This window comes from Phenylobacterium composti DSM 19425, from assembly GCF_059568645.1.
In genome coordinates this window covers 172,806-188,781 of record NZ_JCANTT010000015.1, presented here as the reverse complement: position 1 = coordinate 188,781, position 15,976 = coordinate 172,806, and the positions used below count along the sequence as shown (strand labels likewise).

Genomic DNA, 15,976 nt, shown 5'->3' with positions numbered 1-15,976 from the left:
GAGGGGTCGAATGAGCTTCACCGTTCCCGCCGAATGGGCGCCGCACAAGGCGATGTGGCTGGGTTTCCCGAGCCACGCGGACCTGTGGCAGGAGGACCTGGACGCCGCCCAGGCCGAAGTGGCGGCCCTGGCCAGGGCCCTGGCGGGGCCCGGGGGCGAGCGGGTGCGCCTGATGACCGGCCATCCCGACGGCGAGGCGGTCGCCCGGCGGCTGCTGGGCGACGTGGACGGGATCGAGATCGTCCCCGGCCGTTTCGGCGACATCTGGCTGCGCGACACCGGCCCGATCTTCGCGGGCGGCAAGGCCCACGCCTTCCGGTTCAACGGTTGGGGGGGCAAGTACGACCTGCCGCATGACGACGAGGTGGCGGCCCAGATCGCCGAGGCCTCGGGCGCCGAGCTGGTGCGGCACGACTTCATTCTGGAGGGCGGGGCGGTGGACCACGACGGCTTCGGCACGGTGCTGACCACCGGCCAGTGCCTGCTGAACGTCAACCGCAACGCCGGATGGGACGACGCCAAGGCCGAGGCGGCGCTGGCCGCGGCCCTGGGCGCGAAGAAGGTCATCTGGCTGGGCGACGGCCTGCAGAACGACCACACGGACGGCCACGTGGACAACCTGGCCCGCTTCGTGGCGCCGGGCGTGGTGGCGACGCCGGTGGCCTGGGGCCGGGGCGATCCCAACGCCGAGGCCTATGACGACGCGGCCCGGCGCCTGGCCCGCCAGACCGACGCCCGCGGCGAGCCGATCAAGGTGGTCCGCATTCCTTCGCCCGGCTGGGTGGAGGGCGAGCCGGGCGAAGGGCCGATCCCGGCCAGCCACATGAACTTCCTCATCGCCAACCAGGCGGTGATCGTACCCATCTACGAGCAGCGCCCCGGCGAGTTCGCCATCCAGGCGCTGGAGCATCTGTTCCCCGGCCGCAAGGTGATCGGCCTGCCGTCGACCGCCATCCTGACAGGGGGCGGCTCGTTCCACTGCATCACCCAACAGGAGCCCGCCGCCTGATGACGCGCACGCTGAAGGTCGCCGCCATCCAGACCTCGTACGGCGAGGACATGGCGGCCAACATCAAGAAGACCGAGGGCTTCATCCGCGCCGCCGCGGCCGAGGGGGCGCAGGTGATCCTGCCGTCGGAGCTGTTCCAGGGGCCGTACTTCTGCGTCGCCCAGGAGGAGCGCTGGTTCGCCACCGCCTATCCGTGGCGGGAGCATCCGGCGGTGACCGCGCTGCAGCCCCTGGCCAAGGAGCTTGGCGTCGTCATCCCCGTCTCGATCTTCGAGCGGGAGGGGCCGCACTATTTCAACAGCCTCGTCATGATCGACGCCGACGGTGCCCTGATGGGCGTCTATCGCAAGAGCCACATCCCCGACGGCCCCGGCTACATGGAGAAGTACTACTTCCGGCCGGGCGACACCGGCTTCCGGGTCTGGGATACGAAGTTCGGCCGCGTGGGCGTCGGCATCTGCTGGGACCAGTGGTACCCCGAGTGCGCCCGGGCCATGGCGCTGATGGGCGCCGAGGTGCTGCTCTATCCCACCGCCATCGGCTCGGAGCCGCACGACCCGACCCTGGACACCGCCGCCCCCTGGCGCCGGGCCATGCAGGGCCATGCGGTGTCGAACGTGATCCCGGTGGTGGGCGCCAACCGCACCGGTTTCGAGCCCTGGGAGGGCTATCCCAACGGCGGCCAGCAGTTCTACGGCTCGAGCTTCATCGCCGACCACCGGGGCGACCTGGTGGCGGCCCTGGGGCGCGAGGACGAGGGCGTACTCACCGCCGAGTTCGACCTCGACTTCCTGCAGACCCACCGGGCGGCCTGGGGCTTTTTCCGCGACCGCCGCACGGACCTCTACGGCGCCCTGACCAGCCCGCGCCCGGCCTAAAATAAGGCGGCCTCCCCCGTCACCGGGGGAGGCGCCGGATCAGCAGCCCTGCGCCGGCGGGGCGCTGGCGAGTTCGCGCTTCATCTCGGCCAGGTCGGCGTTGAAGGCCGGCTCGGCGTGCAGGCGGGCGACCATGCCGGCCCCGAGGGTGCGGCCGGCCTCCACGTCGGTGGTGAAGTGGACGCCGCAGATCACCCGGCTCTCGCCGGATTCCTGGCCCAGCCGCAGCAGGGCGTCGGCGCGCTCCGGGGCGGCCTCGGTAAGGACCAGGGCCCAGGCCCAGGCGACCATGGAGTGGCCCGAGGGATAGGAGGCGTTGGTCCGCATCCAGTCCGCCCGCGGCACGCAGACCGGCTTGTCGTTGCCGATCGCCGGGCGGGTGCGGTTGAAATGATCCTTGGGCGGCGTGCCCACGGTGCGCACGTCCAGCTCGATCTTGTGCAGCAGGCGCCAGGCCGCCGGCGTCGACCTGGCGCTGATCTCCTTGCCGATGGCGCAGGCGTAGCGCTTCAGGGCGCCGCCTTCCCAGAGGTCGTTGTCCTGCTGGGCGAGCTTCCAGCGCTCGGTGCCTTCCAGGGCGCGGGTGGCGTCGTAGTTGGCGCGGTCGGCCACGTCATAGGGCGTGCCCGGGGCCGGCGGCCCGGGGAGGATGTCCTTGCCGTTCAGGGCGCTCGCCGCGAGGTAGCCGGAGGTCTGGCCGCCGGGGGCGCTCGGGATGACGACGGGGGCGGGCGCGGCGACCGGCGGCGCGGCCGCGGGGGCGGCGGCGCAGGACGCAAGGGCGGCGACCGCGCAGGCGGTCATCAGCGGACGGATCAAAGTGGTCTTCCTCAGGATCGCAGAACGGTCTTGCCGTTCTTGATAACGGTAACTCCCCGCTCCTTAACCCGCGCCTCGAACGAGATCACGTTCGCATCTCGCCACAGGTCCACCGTGATCACATCGCCGGGGAAGACCGGGGCCGAGAACCGGGCCTCGTGGCTCTGGATGACGGTGGGGTCGAAGTCGGTGATCGCCTGCAGCACCGCCCGGCAGGTGATCCCGTAGGTGCACAGGCCGTGCAGGATCGGCCGGTCGAAGCCGGCCATCTTCGCCACCTGCGGGTCGGCGTGCAGCGGATTGCGGTCGCCGTTCAGCCGGTAGAGCAGGGCCTGGTCCGGGCGGGTGGGGAAGTCCACCGACAGGTCCGGGGCCCGCTCGGGGACCTTATGCGGTTCGGGCGCGCCTTCGCTGGGGCCGCCGAAGCCGCCGTCGCCGCGGGCGAAGGTGGAGCTGGTCAGGGTGGCGACCTTCTCGCCCTCGGAGTCGGTCCAGACCGTCTCGTTGATGATCACCGCGCCCTTGCCGGGGCCCTTGTCATAGGCGCCCACCACCCGCATCTCGGCGGTGAAGGTCCCGTAGTCGGGGAGCGGGCGGTGCAACTCCACCTTCTGCTCGCCGTGGACCACCATCAGGTAGTTGATCTCGCTCTGCCGCCAGCCGTCGCGGGGCGGGGCGCTCTGGGTCCGGCCGGCCGGTCCGACCCCGGCCGAGGAGAGCACCGTGGCGGCGGTGGGCACCACCTTCAGCTCGCGCTCATAGACGAAGGGCAGCTCTCGCGGATCCAGCGGATCGGCGCCCAGGCCGATGCCCAGGGCGTAGAGCATCACCTCCTTGTCGCCGTAGGTGAAGGTCCAGGTGGTGGGCGGGTTTTCCAGGATGTCGGGATAGTAGATCGGCATGGGCGCTCCGCGGGCGGGTCCCAGGCAGATTGAGGGCTTCGCGCCGGGGCAGGCAAGGGGCCGGCGATCGGCCTTCGGCGCGCAAGCCCATTTGCCGGTCTTCCGCGGATCGGCTAGAAGCGGCCCCTTCACGCTAGGCGGGCCAGGGGGCCCCGTCGGCGTTCCTGAGATTCGAAGGTTTATTCGATGTCCGAACCGACCCAACTGCCCGCGGGCGGCGAGCTGACCGGCAACGTCCTGTTCTACAACAAGCCCGAGCCGCTGGCCCGCGAGCTGCACGGCAAGCTCGGCGTCAAGCGCATGGACGGTCCGTTCGGCTTCGCCAAGGCCGGCCACGCGATCCCGCTCACCGTCGGCGAGTTCCCGCTGGCGGCCGTCACCGGCCCGATCATCTTCGTCGGCGAAGAGAAGCTGCCGATCGCCGTCATGGGCCTGAACGCGAACGAGAACATGTTCGTGCAGGACAACGGCCTGTTCGAGCCGGGCGTCTACATTCCGGCCTATGTGCGCCGCTATCCGTTCGTGTTCGCCAACGACACGGCGAACAACCAGATGATCCTGTGCGTCGACCGCGCCGCCGAGTTCGTGGTGGAAGGCGGCGACCTGCCGTTCTTCGACGAGAAGGGCGAGCCCACCGACTACACGAGGAGCTGCATCGAGTTCTGCAACAACTTCGAGCTCGAGCGTCAGCGGACCATGAGCTTCATCCAGCTGCTCAAGGACCTGGACCTCTTCGAGGTGAAGACCGCCCAGTTCACGCCCACCAACCCGGACGGCACCCCCGGCCAGCCCCAGAAGATCGCCGAGTACTTCGCGGTCTCCGAGGAGAAGCTGAACAAGCTGCCGCCGGAGAAGCTGGTGGAGCTGCGCGACAACGGCGCCCTCGGCCAGATCTACGCCCACCTGCTGTCGCTGGTCGGCTGGGATCGCCTGGTGGCCATCGCCCTGGCCCGCGCCGCGAACCAGCAGCCGGTCGCGGCCAACGCCTGAGCCTGACGGCGCCCTCCTGGTTCGCGGGGAGAGGCAAGCCCGAGGCGGCGGAGAGATTTTTCTTTCTCCACCCGGCTCCGGCCCAGCCGGAGCCACAACCCTCCCCTCACGCTTAGGGGAGGGTCTTTTTTTGGCTCAGCGGCTGAAGACGCTGCGGGTCAGGCAGGAGAAGACCAGCCGTCCGGCCTCGTCGAGAAGGTCGTGCTGGGCGATGACGATGCCCTTGCCCTCGCCCACCGGGTCCTTGGCCATGATGGTCATGCGCCCGCGCAGCAGTTCGCCGGGGGGCGGGTTGCGCAGCCAGCGCAGGGCGTCGACCCCCAGGCGCTTGGTCTGCGGCCAGGCCGCGCCGGCGGCGGCGTCCAGCTTGGCCCACAGGGCGTAGATCATGGCGTCGGGGGCGCCCCGGTCGGGCGTCCAGCCGGGGGTGAAGTCGGCGCAGAAGGCCTCCAGGGCGGCGGCGTCCACCGTGCAGGCTCCCAGCGATACGACCTGTCCGATGTCGATGTCGTCGAACCTGGCGGGCACGCGCGCTCCTGTGGCTGGGGACTGCGGCTGAGTCGGGATCGAGAATGGACAACGCCGTCCACCCAAGTCGAGCCCTGCTTTGCGCGCGCCCGCTTTGCCAGCGGGACACACGCAGGCCATATAGCGGGCGTATTCGAGCAGGTTGGGTGTTTCAGGGAGTGACGATGCGGCTGCTGGCGAGCTTCCTTGCCGCCCTGTCTCTTGCGGGGACCCTCGTGGGCCTCGGCGCCGGCGCGGCGGCGGCCGCCCCGGTGAACACCGGCCACCTGACGGCGGAGCTCGCGGCCGAGGCGCGGGGCGTGGCCCCCGGCCAGACCGTCCACGTCGCCCTCGTCCAGAAGATCCAGGACGGCTGGCACACCTACTGGCGCAATCCGGGCGATTCCGGCGAGCCCACCACCATCGCCTGGGAGCTGCCGCAGGGCTGGACCGCGGGCGAGTTCGTCTGGCCCGCGCCGCACCGGCTGCCGGTGGGGCCGCTGGTGAACTACGGCTTCGAGGGGCAGGTGGTGCTGCCCGTTCCGCTCACCGCGCCGCCGACCGCCCGGCCGGGCGAGACCGTCTCGCTGAAGGCCAGGGCGAACTTCCTGGTCTGCGCCGAGATCTGCGTGCCGGAGAGCGCGGACCTGACCCTGGACCTGCCGGTGACCGCGGTCCCTGCGCCCGACGACAGCCGCTGGGCGCCGGTGATCCGCAAGGCCCTGGCCGACACGCCCAAGCCGGCGGGCCTGACCGCCGCCTTTGCTCGCGACGCCGCCGGCCTGAAGCTGGCGATCGTCGGCGGGCCGCTGAAGGGGGCGGACGTCTCCCAGGCCTATTTCTTCCCGTTCTCCGGCTCGGCCATCGATCACGCCGCGCCCCAGGCCATCGAGCGCGGGCCCGAGGGGCTGACCCTCACCCTGGCGCCCGGCGTCGACTTCCAGGCCGGCGAGGGGCCGGACGAGATCGCCGGGGTGATCACCCTGGGCGCGGCCGCCTATGAACTGACGGCCGTCCGCGGCCCGGCGCCGGCGGGCGCCGCGGGCCTCGGCCCGCCGCCGGCCCGGGCGGGCGGCGGCGAGGGCGGCGCCGGCGGCCTTGGCATGGGCCTTGTGGGCGCGGCCGCCTTCGCCCTGCTGGGCGGGCTGATCCTCAACCTGATGCCCTGCGTCTTTCCGGTCCTGGCCATGAAGGCCGCGTCCCTGGCCGGTCACGGCGGCGGCGGGGCCGCCCGGCGCGAGGGCCTGGCCTTCGGCGCGGGCGTGCTGGCGACCTTCCTGGTCCTCGCGGGCCTGCTTATCGCCCTGAAGGCGGCGGGCTCGGAGATCGGCTGGGGCTTCCAGCTGCAGTCGCCGCCGGTGGTGGCCTTCCTCGCCCTGCTGATGCTGGCGGTGGCCCTGAACCTGTCCGGCGTCTTCGAGGTGGGCGGCTCGCTGCAGAACCTGGGCTCGGGCCTGGCCGGCAAGGGCGGCGTCGCGGGCGCCTTCTTCACCGGGACCCTGGCGGTGGTGGTCGCCGCGCCCTGCACGGCGCCGTTCATGGGCCCCGCCCTCGGCTGGGCCCTGACCCAGCCGGCCGCTGCGGCCCTGGTGGTGTTCGCGGCCCTGGCGGCGGGCTTCGCCGCACCCTTCGTGGCCGTGGCCTTCGCCCCGGGGCTCCTCGCCCGCCTGCCGCGGCCCGGCCCGTGGATGGACGCCTTCCGCAAGGCTCTCGCCTTTCCGATGTACGCCGCGGCCGCCTGGCTCGCCTGGGTGCTGACCCAGCAGGCCGGGGCGGACGGCCTCGGCCGCCTGTTCGGCGCGGCCCTCATCCTGGCCCTGGCGGCCTGGCTGGCCGGCATCGCCCAGCGCCGGGCGATCATGGGCGCGCGCCCCCTGGCCCAGGGGCTGGCCGCCGCGGTCCTGGCGGTGGCGGCCGTGGTCGCCGCCGTGGGGCCCCGCTACGCCCTGGCCGAGACCGGGGCCGCGCCCGCATCGGCCGAATACGAGCCCTATACGCCCGAGCGCCTGGCGGCCCTGCAGGCCGAGGGCCGGCCGGTGTTCGTCAACTACACCGCCGCCTGGTGCGTCTCGTGCCAGGTCAATGAGAAGGTGGCGCTCTCCACCAAGGCCGTGGCCGAGGCCATGTCCCGCAACGGCGTCGCCTATCTCAAGGCCGACTGGACCAAGAAGGACGCGGTGATCGCCGAGGAACTGGCCCGTTTCGGCCGGGCCGGGGTGCCGCTCTACCTTGTCTATGGCGCGAACGGCGGGCCGCCGAATATCCTGCCTTCGATCCTCACCGAAGGGGCCGTGGTGAAGGCGCTCGACGCCGCCGCCAGGTCCAGCTGACCCGAACGCCCACGAAACCAAGGAGCCGTCCCATGTTCCGAGCTTTCGCCATCGCCGCCAGCGTCGTCGCCATCTCGGCTCCGGCCTTCGCGGCCCCCGTGATCGGCCAGCCGGCCCCGGCCTTCCAGGTGAAGGACGCCGACGGCAAGACCCGCTCGCTCGCCGAGTTCAAGGGCAAGACCGTGGTCCTGGAATGGACCAACGAGGGCTGCCCTTACGTCCAGAAGCACTACAACTCGGGCAACATGCAGGGCCTGCAGCGGCAGGCGGCCAAGGACGGGGCCGTCTGGCTGACCATCATCTCCTCGGCTCCGGGCACCCAGGGCTACAAGGAGCCCGCCGAGGCCAAGGCCTGGAAGGCCAAGGTCAAGGCCGCCCCGACGGCGATCCTGCTCGACCCAGACGGCAAGGTCGGCCGGGCCTATGACGCCAAGACCACCCCGCATATGTACATTGTCGATAAGGCCGGGACCCTGGTCTACATGGGCGGCATCGACGACAAGCCCACCGCCGATCCGGCCAGCCTGAAGGGCGCCAAGAACTATGTGCTCGCGGCCCTGGCCGATGTGAAGGCGGGCCGCGCCGTGGCCCAGGCCGCAACCAAGCCCTACGGCTGCAGCGTTAAGTACGCCTCCGCCGACTGACCGCTGCCCTCGAGGGGACCTTGACCGACACCGCCGCCGCCTGGCGCGCCCTGACCCGGGCCGCCGAAGCCGCCGCCGCACGACCGATCGCGAGCCTGTTCGAGGCCGAACCCGACCGGCTGGCGCGGCTGACGCTGGAGGCGGCGGGCCTAGTGCTCGACCTGGCCAAGCAGCCGTGGGACGAGGCGGGCCTCGCGGCCGCCCTTGACCTCGCCCGCGCCGCCGGGATCGAGGCCGCCCGCGACCGCCTGTTCGCCGGGGAAATCGTCAACGCCTCCGAGCAGCGTCCGGCCCTGCACATGGCGCTGCGGGCGCCGGACGGGGCCGACTTCCGGGCGGCGGGCCGGCCGGTCTCGCGGGAAGTCGAGGCTGCCCGGGCCCGGATGCGCGCCTTCGTCGAGGCCGTGCGTTCGGGCCGGAAGACGGGAGCCACCGGCAAGCCGTTCCGCGCCGTCGTCCACATCGGCATCGGCGGCTCGGACCTCGGGCCGCGGCTGGTGTGGGAGGCGCTGAAGCCGCTGGCGCCGCAGATCGACCTGCGCTTCGTCGCCAATGTCGATCCCAATGAACTGGCCCAGACGCTCACTGGCCTCGATCCGGCCGAGACCCTGGTGGTCACCGTCTCCAAGACCTTCACCACCCTGGAGACCCTGACCAACGCCGAGGCGGCGCGGGCCTGGCTGCGGGACGCGCTGGGGCCGGCGTCAGACGCGCATCTGGTGGCCGTCTCCGCCGCGCCCGACAAGGCCAGGGCGTTCGGCGCGCCCGACGATCAGGTGTTCGGCTTCTGGGACTGGGTGGGCGGCCGCTACTCGCTGTGGTCGGCGGTGGGCCTCTCCTGCGCCGTCGCCCTGGGCTACGAGGTCTTCGAGCGGCTGCACGCGGGGGCCGCGGCCATGGACGCCCATTTCCAGGCGGCGCCGCTGGAGCGCAACGCCCCGGTGATGCTGGCCCTGGCCCATGTGTTTAACCGAAACGGCCTCGGCCGCCCCGTCCGGGCGGTCGTGCCCTACGCCCAGCGGCTGCGCCTGCTTGCGCCGTTCCTGCAGCAGCTGGAGATGGAGTCCAACGGCAAGCAGGTGACGGCGGACGGCCGGCCCGCGCCGCAGCCCACCGCCGCCGCCGTGTTCGGCGAGGCAGGCACCAACGGCCAGCACGCCTTCTTCCAGCTCCTGCACCAGGGGACCGAGGTCATCCCGGTGGACATCGTCGCCGTAGCCGAGGGCTCGGAGGGCGACCCGGCGGCGCAGCGCAAGCTCCTGGCCAACGCCATCGCCCAGGCCGAGGCGCTGATGGTGGGCCGGCCCATGCCCGAGGATCCCCAGCGGCGCTTCCCGGGGAACCGTCCGACCAGCTTCCTGCTTCTGGAGGCGCTCACCCCCGAGGCCCTCGGCGCCCTCATCGCCCTCTATGAGCACAAGACCTTCGTGGAGGGCGTGCTGTGGGGGATCAACAGCTTCGACCAGTGGGGCGTGGAGCTGGGCAAGACCCTGGCCGCCCGCATCCTTGAGGATCTGGAGGGGCGGGCCGACCATCCGCATGATCCCTCGACCCGCGCGCTGATCGCCCGGCTCAAGGGGGCGCCTCGCGCCTCCGGCGGGTGACTCGCGCCAAGGCCTCGGCTATAGGCCCCCCGTCATGACGCGTTCCGCGCACCATCACGGCCGCCACCACCATCCGACCCCGGCGGGTTCGGACGGCGGTCGCGCGGCCTGACGCGACGCCCCGAAGCCCCGCCGAAGCGGACGGGGCTTGGTTCTTCAGCAGCAAGCGCCGTCCGTCCCTCAGACCTTCCGAGAGACGACGATGAGCGACCTTCCTTCCGATGCTTCCTTGAGCCCGGACGCCGCAGCCGGTAAGCGGCCCGGCATGTCCAGCGATGCTCCCCAACGCCCTGAAGCCCGCACGCCCCGCGGGTTCGTCGATCGCCGCGCCCGTGACGTCGTCGCCGAGCGGCGGATCCTGGCCGCCGTGTCGGGGGTCTATGAGCGATGGGGCTTCGAGCCGCTGGAGACCGGGGCGTTCGAATATGCCGACGCCCTGGGCAAGTTCCTGCCTGACGCCGACCGGCCGAACGAGGGCGTCTTCGCCCTGCAGGACGACGACGACCAGTGGATGGCGCTGCGCTACGACCTGACCGCGCCCCTGGCCCGCTTCGCCGCCCAGAACTGGGAGACCCTGCCCAAGCCTTTCCGCCGCTACGCCTACGGACCGGTGTGGCGCAACGAGAAGCCGGGGCCGGGCCGCTTCCGCGAGTTCGTGCAGTGCGACGCCGACACGGTGGGCTCGGCCCGCCCCGAGGCCGACGCGGAGATCATCGCCATGGCCGTGCAGGGGCTGGAGGCTGCCGGCCTGCCGGCGGGTTCCGCGCTCATCAAGATCAACAACCGCAAGCTGCTGAACGGCCTGATGGCCACGGCGGGGGTCACCGACGAGGCCCAGAAGCTGGCGGTGCTGCGGGCGGTCGACAAGCTGGACCGCCTGGGCGCCGAGGGCGTGCGGCTGCTGCTGGGCGAGGGGCGGCTGGACGAGTCCGGCGCCTTCACCAAGGGCGCGGGGCTGAACGCGACCGCGGCCGACCGGGTGCTGGCCTTCACCGCCGCGGGCGTGGGCGGCCGGTCCGAGACCCTCGCCAAGCTCGCGGACGTGGTCGGCGGCTCGGCCGAGGGCGACGAGGGGCTGGCGGAGCTGGCGGCCATCGATGCGGCCCTCACCGCCCTGGGCGTCGGTCCCGACCGGGCCATCGTCGATCCCTCGGTGGTGCGGGGCCTGGAGTACTACACGGGCGCGGTGTTCGAGGCCGAGCTGCTGCTCGCCACCACGGACGACAAGGGCCAGAAGGTGACGTTCGGCTCCATCGGCGGCGGCGGCCGCTATGACGACCTGGTGGCCCGGTTCACGGGGGAGCGGACGCCGGCCACCGGCTTCTCGTTCGGGGTCTCGCGTCTGGCCGCGGCCCTGCGCGCCGCAGGCCGCGACGCCGCCCAGGCCGTGCGCGGCCCGGTGGTGGTGATCGCCTTCGACCAGGCCCGGATGGCCGACTACTTCGCCCTGGCCGGGGAAATCCGCGCGGCCGGCATTCCGGCCGAGGTCTATCTCGGCCAGTCCGGGATGAAGGCGCAGATGAAGTACGCCGACCGGCGCCTGTCGCCCGCGGCGGTCATCGTCGGCGAGGACGAGCTCGCCGCCGGCACGGTGACGGTGAAGGACCTCGACCTCGGCCGCGAACTGGCCAGCAAGGTCGCCGACAACGCAGCCTGGCGCGAGCAGCGGCCGGGTCAGCAGACCCTGCCGCGCGCCGAGCTGATCCCCGCCCTGCGCCGCATCCTGGAGGCCAGCTGATGCGGGTCGAACCGCCGGTGCCGGCGGAGGCCCTCGCCGCCATCCGCGCGCCCCTGGACGCCGCCGGCGCGACGCCGGCCGACGCGCCGCTGCTGCAGCCGCTGAACCTGCTGCTGGACCTGGCCGGCGAGGCCATGCGCGCCCGGCTGTTCGTGGTCCAGGCCGAGGGCGGGGCCGAGGCGTGCCTGCGCCCGGACTTCACCGTGGCCATCGCGCGCCAGCACATCGAGGCGGGCGCCGCCGAGGGCCGCTACGTCTATCAGGGCGCCGCCTTCCGGGCGTCGGCCGGCGCCGAGCGGCCGGAAGAGTTCCTGCAGGTGGGGCTGGAGCTGTTCTCCCCGCCCGGCGGCGACACGGCGGCCGCCGACGCCGAGATCGCGGGCCTCGCCTGGCGCGCGGCGGCGGCGGGCGGGCGTTCGGACCTGACCCTGCGCCTGGGCGACGTCGGCCTGTTCGGGCCGTTCATCGAGAGCCTGTCCCTGGCCGACGCCCTGGCCGCCCGGCTGAAGCGCGTGGCCGGCCGGCCGCGCCTGCTGCAGGCCGAGCTGTCGCGGGTGGGCGAGGCGGCCGGCGGGCAGGGCGGCAGCCTGGCGAACATCCTCTCGGGCCTCACCGAGGCCCAGGCCGGCGCCCTGCTGGAGGAGGTGTGGAGCCTCGCCGGCGTGCAGCCGGTGGGCGGGCGCGGGCCCGCCGAGATCGCCGCGCGGCTGGTCCGCAAGGCCGAGGCGGCCTCGGCCCCGGCCCTGACCGAGGGCCAGGCGGCCGCCATCCGGGCCTTCATGGCCATCGACGACGCCCCCGACGCGGCCCTGGCCCAGGTGGGCGAGCTGGCCGGGCGGGGGAACGCGGCGCTGAAGGCCGCCCTGGAGGGCTGGGCCGCGCGTCTGGGCGCCCTCGCCAGGGTGGCGGACCCGCACCGGATGTCGTTCGCCCCGGCCCTGGGGCACGCCTTCGACTACTACGACGGCCTGACCTTCGAGGTGGTGAGCGCCGCCCTCGGCCCTGACCGGCCGGTGGCGGTGGGCGGACGGTACGACGGGCTGTTGAGCCGCCTGGGCGGCGCAGGCGGCGGGGCCGTGGGCTGCATGGTGCGGCCGTGGCGCGCCTGGAAGGGGGGCGAGCAATGAGCGAGCTGATCATCGCGATCCCCTCCAAGGGGCGACTGAAGGAACAGGTGGAGGCCTGGCTGGCCGACAGCGGCCTGCCGCTGTCCGTCTCGGGCGGAAGCCGCGGCTACATGGCCAGCCTCAAGGGCCTGGCGGGCGCCCAGGTGCGGCTGCTGTCGGCAGGGGACATCGCCGAGGCTCTGGACGCCGGCGAGGTCCATCTGGGCGTCACCGGCGAGGACCTGCTGCGCGAGCGCGGCGAGGACCTCGGCGCCCGCGTCCTGCTGTTGAAGGCCCTGGGCTTCGGGCGGGCCGATCTCGTCGTGGCCGCGCCCCGCAGCTGGCTGGACGTGGACACCATGGCCGACCTCGAGGAGGTGGCGGCCGAATATCTCGCCCGCACCGGTCGGCGGATGCGGGTGGCCACCAAATACCTGTCCCAGACCCGGGCGTTCTTCGCCCGGCACGGGGTGGCGGACTACCGGATCGTGGAATCGAGCGGCGCCACCGAGGGAGCGCCGGCGGCGGGTTCGGCCGAGCTGGTGGTGGACATCACCACCACCGGGGCGACCCTGGCCGCCAACGGCCTGAAGGTGCTGACCGACGGAGTGATCCTGAAGAGCCAGGCGCAGCTGGCCGCCAGCCTGCGGGCGCCCTGGAGCGAGGTGGCCCTGGCCGCCGCCGAGCGTCTGCTGCGGGGCGTTGAAGGGCGTGCGGCGGCCCTGCGCTCGGCCACCCTGAGCTGGCCGGCCCGGGGCGACGCCGCCGAATCGGCGGTGGTGGACGAGCTGGTCGCCCGGGGCGCGTCCCGGCGTCCCGGCGGGCTGCTGGCGGAGGTGAATCAGATCGCCAACGCCGCTCAGGCCCTGACCGCCGCGGGGCTCGGCCCGGTCACCGCCGTCCGGCCCGAATTCGTGTTCGACGTGAGCTGCCCGGCTTTCGACATCCTGAAGGCGAGTGTTTTTGACTCCTCGGTCAAAAATTAGGCGGCAAAATCATGGTGATCGCGAAATTCTGATCGCGCAGTGCAGCTAAGCGGCGTTGCGCCGTTGACTCGCGCTGAAAATTGCCGTTCTGTCATGGGGCGAGAGACATGACGGCGCTAGTCCTAAGGTCTCCGGCGTTTCGGGGAGGAAACGCCCGCTCAATCAGAGCGACTGCTCAAGACGGCCCGCTGAGATTATCCCCCTCAGCGGGCCGAACTTTTTTCAGCCTCGGTCAAATTTTGACGAATAAGTCAAAATCTGTATCGCCGAGCGTGACGCCGTCCCGCGGCTGCGGGGCTTTCCTGATCGCGTCGATCGGAATCGCCCTCCCCGTGGCGGGGAGGGCGGGTTCTGCGCCCTACCAGATGCGGACGCGCTGCTCCGGCGGGATGTACATGGCCTCGCCCGGCTTCACGCCGAACGCCTGGTAGAAGGCGTCGATGTTCCGCATGGGAACGTCCACCCGAGCCTGGGGCGGCGAGTGCGGGTCCGACACCAGGATCTGTTTCATGAAGTCCTCCCGGTACTTGGCCCGCCAGACCTGGGCCCAGCCGAGGAACACGCGCTGGTCGCCCGTGAGGCCGTCCAGAACGGGCGGCGTCTTGCCCTTCAGCGACAGGTGATAGGCGTCGAGGGCCAGCAGCAGGCCGCCCAGGTCGGCGATGTTCTCGCCCATGGTCAGCTCGCCGTTGATGTGGGCGCCCGGCAGGATCTCCAGGGCCTCGTACTGCTTGCCGAGCCGGGCGGCCTGGGCCTGGAACTTGGCCGCGTCCTCGGCGGTCCACCAGTCGGTGAGCCGGCCGTCGCCGTCGGACTTGCGGCCCTGGTCGTCGAAGCCGTGGGTGATCTCGTGGCCGATGACGCCGCCGATGGCCCCGTAGTTGATGGCCGGGTCGCCCTCGGGATCGAAGAACGGCGGCTGCAGGATGGCGGCCGGGAACACGATCTCGTTCTTGGTGGGCGAGTAGTAGGCGTTGATGGTGGGCGGGGTCATTTCCCACTCGTCGCGGTCCACCGGCTGATTCAGCCGGCCCGCGACCCGGGCCCAGTCGAAGGCGATGGCCCGCTGCACATTGCCGTAGAGGTCGCCCTCCTTGATCTCGAGGCCGGCGTAGTCGCGCCAGGCGTCGGGATAGCCGATCTTCACCCGGAACTTGGCCAGCTTCTCATGCGCCTTGGCCTTGGTGGCCGGGCTCATCCAGTCGAGCCTGTCGATGCGCGCGGCCATGGCCGTCTTCAGGTCGGCGACCAGGGCCTCCATCTTGGCCTTGCTGTCGGCCGGGAAGTAGGCCTCGACGTAGAGCTTGCCCAGGGCTTCGCCGAGGAAGGTGTCGACGGCGGTGACGCCCCGCTTCCAGCGCGGCAGCTGGGCCGGAACCCCCGACAGGGTCTTGGAGCGGAACTCGAAGCGGGCGTCGGCGAAGGCGTCCGAGAGATAGGGCGCGGCCTGGTCGGCCACGGTGAAGGCGAGCCAGGCCTTCAGGGTCTCCACCGGCGTCTGGGCGTAGATCTCGGCGATCTTCGGGAAGGCCGTGTTCTCGGCCACCACCACCCGCCTGGCGGCCGACAGGTCGGCGCCGGCCAGGAAGGCGTTCCAGTCGAAGCCGGGGGCGAGCTCGGCGAGCTTGGCAACCTCATAGGGGTTGTAGGTCTTGTCGTCGTCTCGGCGCTCGGCCCGGGTCCAGGAGACCTCGGCGATCCTGGTCTCCATGGCGAGGATGGCCTTGGCCTGGGCCTCGGCGTCGGGCCAGCCGGCCAGGGTCAGCATCCGGGCCACATAGGCCTCGTAGGCGGCCTTCTGCGGCGCGAAGCGGTCCGCCAGGTAGTAGTCGCGGTCGGGCATGCCGAGCCCGGCCTGGCCGAGATAGACCGTGTATTTCAGCGGGTCCTTGGCGTCGTCATAGACATAGGCGGAGAAGACCGAGCTGCCGAAGCCCTTGGCGCTCTCGCCCATCAGCCGGGCGAGGTCGGCGTGGGTGCGGGCGGCGCGCACCCGGGCAAGGTCCGCGGCCAGGGGCTGGGCGCCCAGGGCGTTCACCCGGGCCTCGTCCATGAAGCTGCGGTAGAAGGCGCCCACCTGGGCCTGGGCGCCTGCGGCCTTGGCGTCGGCCGCAGCCTTCTCGACCACCGCCCGCATCCGCTCGCGGGACAGCTCGTCCAGGGCGTTGAAGGCGCCCCAGGTGGAGCGATCGGCCGGGATCTCAAGCTGCTTCATGTAGCCGCCGTTGGCGTAGGCGAAAAAGCTCTGGCCCGGGCTGACCGAGGTGTCGCGGCCGGCCAGGTCGAAGCCCCAGGTCCCCATCCGCGGAGCCTTGGTCAGGTCCTTGGGCGCGGGGGCGTTGGCGGCCGCCGCATCGGCGGCGAGGGCGGGCTGGGCGGCGATGGCGAGGGCGGCGGCGCAGGCGGCGGCCAGCCAGGCGGTCTTCATGGGCGGTGCTTTCCGTATGACGCAATTGGCGGCGA

Annotated in this window: 13 protein-coding genes; 9 read left to right on the top strand and 4 right to left on the bottom strand. The window is 72.2% G+C overall.

All coding sequences use genetic code 11. The features are described from left to right. Positions 1 to 10 precede the first annotated feature (10 nt). Both BO64_RS11265 and aguB read left to right on the top strand, forming a co-directional pair. On the top strand, positions 11 to 1,009 hold the full coding sequence (locus tag BO64_RS11265; protein ID WP_496403389.1) for an agmatine deiminase family protein: 999 nt from the start codon (positions 11 to 13) through the stop codon (positions 1,007 to 1,009). Beyond that, positions 1,009 to 1,887 carry an N-carbamoylputrescine amidase gene (aguB, locus tag BO64_RS11260; protein ID WP_496403388.1) on the top strand — a complete coding sequence of 293 codons (879 nt, stop codon included), beginning with the start codon at positions 1,009 to 1,011 and terminating at the stop codon, positions 1,885 to 1,887. The genes BO64_RS11265 and aguB overlap by 1 nt, the downstream gene beginning before the upstream one ends. Positions 1,888 to 1,926: 39 nt before the next feature. On the opposite strand, the gene BO64_RS11255 is transcribed toward aguB, so the two are convergent. Together BO64_RS11255 and BO64_RS11250 are read right to left on the bottom strand one after the other, a co-directional pair. Further along, entirely contained in the window at positions 1,927 to 2,706 is a 780-nt protein-coding gene (locus BO64_RS11255; RefSeq protein ID WP_496403387.1) for an acid phosphatase, read from the bottom strand. Positions 2,707 to 2,717: 11 nt separating this feature from the next. Further along, entirely contained in the window at positions 2,718 to 3,608 is an 891-nt protein-coding gene (locus tag BO64_RS11250; protein WP_496403386.1) for a MaoC/PaaZ C-terminal domain-containing protein, read from the bottom strand. Between the two features lie 186 nt (positions 3,609 to 3,794). Between BO64_RS11250 and BO64_RS11245 the strand changes: the two genes are divergently transcribed. Then, positions 3,795 to 4,598, top strand: coding sequence for a SapC family protein (locus BO64_RS11245; protein ID WP_496403385.1), 804 nt, complete (start codon positions 3,795 to 3,797; stop codon positions 4,596 to 4,598). Positions 4,599 to 4,733: 135 nt separating this feature from the next. Here BO64_RS11245 and BO64_RS11240 read toward each other — a convergent pair whose 3' ends face one another. Next, positions 4,734 to 5,126: an acyl dehydratase gene (locus BO64_RS11240; protein ID WP_496403384.1), complete on the bottom strand. Its 393-nt coding sequence runs from the start codon at positions 5,124 to 5,126 to the stop codon at positions 4,734 to 4,736. A 164-nt stretch (positions 5,127 to 5,290) separates the two neighbouring features. On the opposite strand from BO64_RS11240, the gene BO64_RS11235 reads away from it, so the two are divergent. From BO64_RS11235 to hisG, 6 genes are all read left to right on the top strand, one after another. Next, the gene (locus tag BO64_RS11235; protein ID WP_496403383.1) at positions 5,291 to 7,435 is read left to right on the top strand and encodes a protein-disulfide reductase DsbD family protein; all 2,145 of its coding nucleotides are present in this window, start codon (positions 5,291 to 5,293) and stop codon (positions 7,433 to 7,435) included. A 32-nt stretch (positions 7,436 to 7,467) separates the two neighbouring features. Then, positions 7,468 to 8,079 carry a redoxin domain-containing protein gene (locus BO64_RS11230; RefSeq protein WP_496403382.1) on the top strand — a complete coding sequence of 204 codons (612 nt, stop codon included), beginning with the start codon at positions 7,468 to 7,470 and terminating at the stop codon, positions 8,077 to 8,079. Between the two features lie 20 nt (positions 8,080 to 8,099). Continuing rightward, on the top strand, positions 8,100 to 9,683 hold the full coding sequence (pgi, locus tag BO64_RS11225; protein WP_496403381.1) for a glucose-6-phosphate isomerase: 1,584 nt from the start codon (positions 8,100 to 8,102) through the stop codon (positions 9,681 to 9,683). 265 nt (positions 9,684 to 9,948) lie between these two features. Then, positions 9,949 to 11,421 (top strand): histidine--tRNA ligase, encoded by a 1,473-nt coding sequence (hisS, locus tag BO64_RS11220; protein WP_496403380.1) that lies wholly within the window; start codon positions 9,949 to 9,951, stop codon positions 11,419 to 11,421. Next, a complete protein-coding gene (locus BO64_RS11215; protein WP_496403379.1) occupies positions 11,421 to 12,548 on the top strand; it encodes an ATP phosphoribosyltransferase regulatory subunit in 1,128 nt (375 codons plus the stop codon). Before hisS ends, BO64_RS11215 begins: the two co-directional genes overlap by 1 nt. Beyond that, positions 12,545 to 13,513, top strand: coding sequence for an ATP phosphoribosyltransferase (gene hisG, locus BO64_RS11210; RefSeq protein ID WP_496403378.1), 969 nt, complete (start codon positions 12,545 to 12,547; stop codon positions 13,511 to 13,513). Before BO64_RS11215 ends, hisG begins: the two co-directional genes overlap by 4 nt. A gap of 358 nt (positions 13,514 to 13,871) precedes the next feature. On the opposite strand, the gene BO64_RS11205 is transcribed toward hisG, so the two are convergent. After that, positions 13,872 to 15,941, bottom strand: coding sequence for a M13 family metallopeptidase (locus BO64_RS11205; protein ID WP_496403377.1), 2,070 nt, complete (start codon positions 15,939 to 15,941; stop codon positions 13,872 to 13,874). Positions 15,942 to 15,976: the final 35 nt, after the last annotated feature.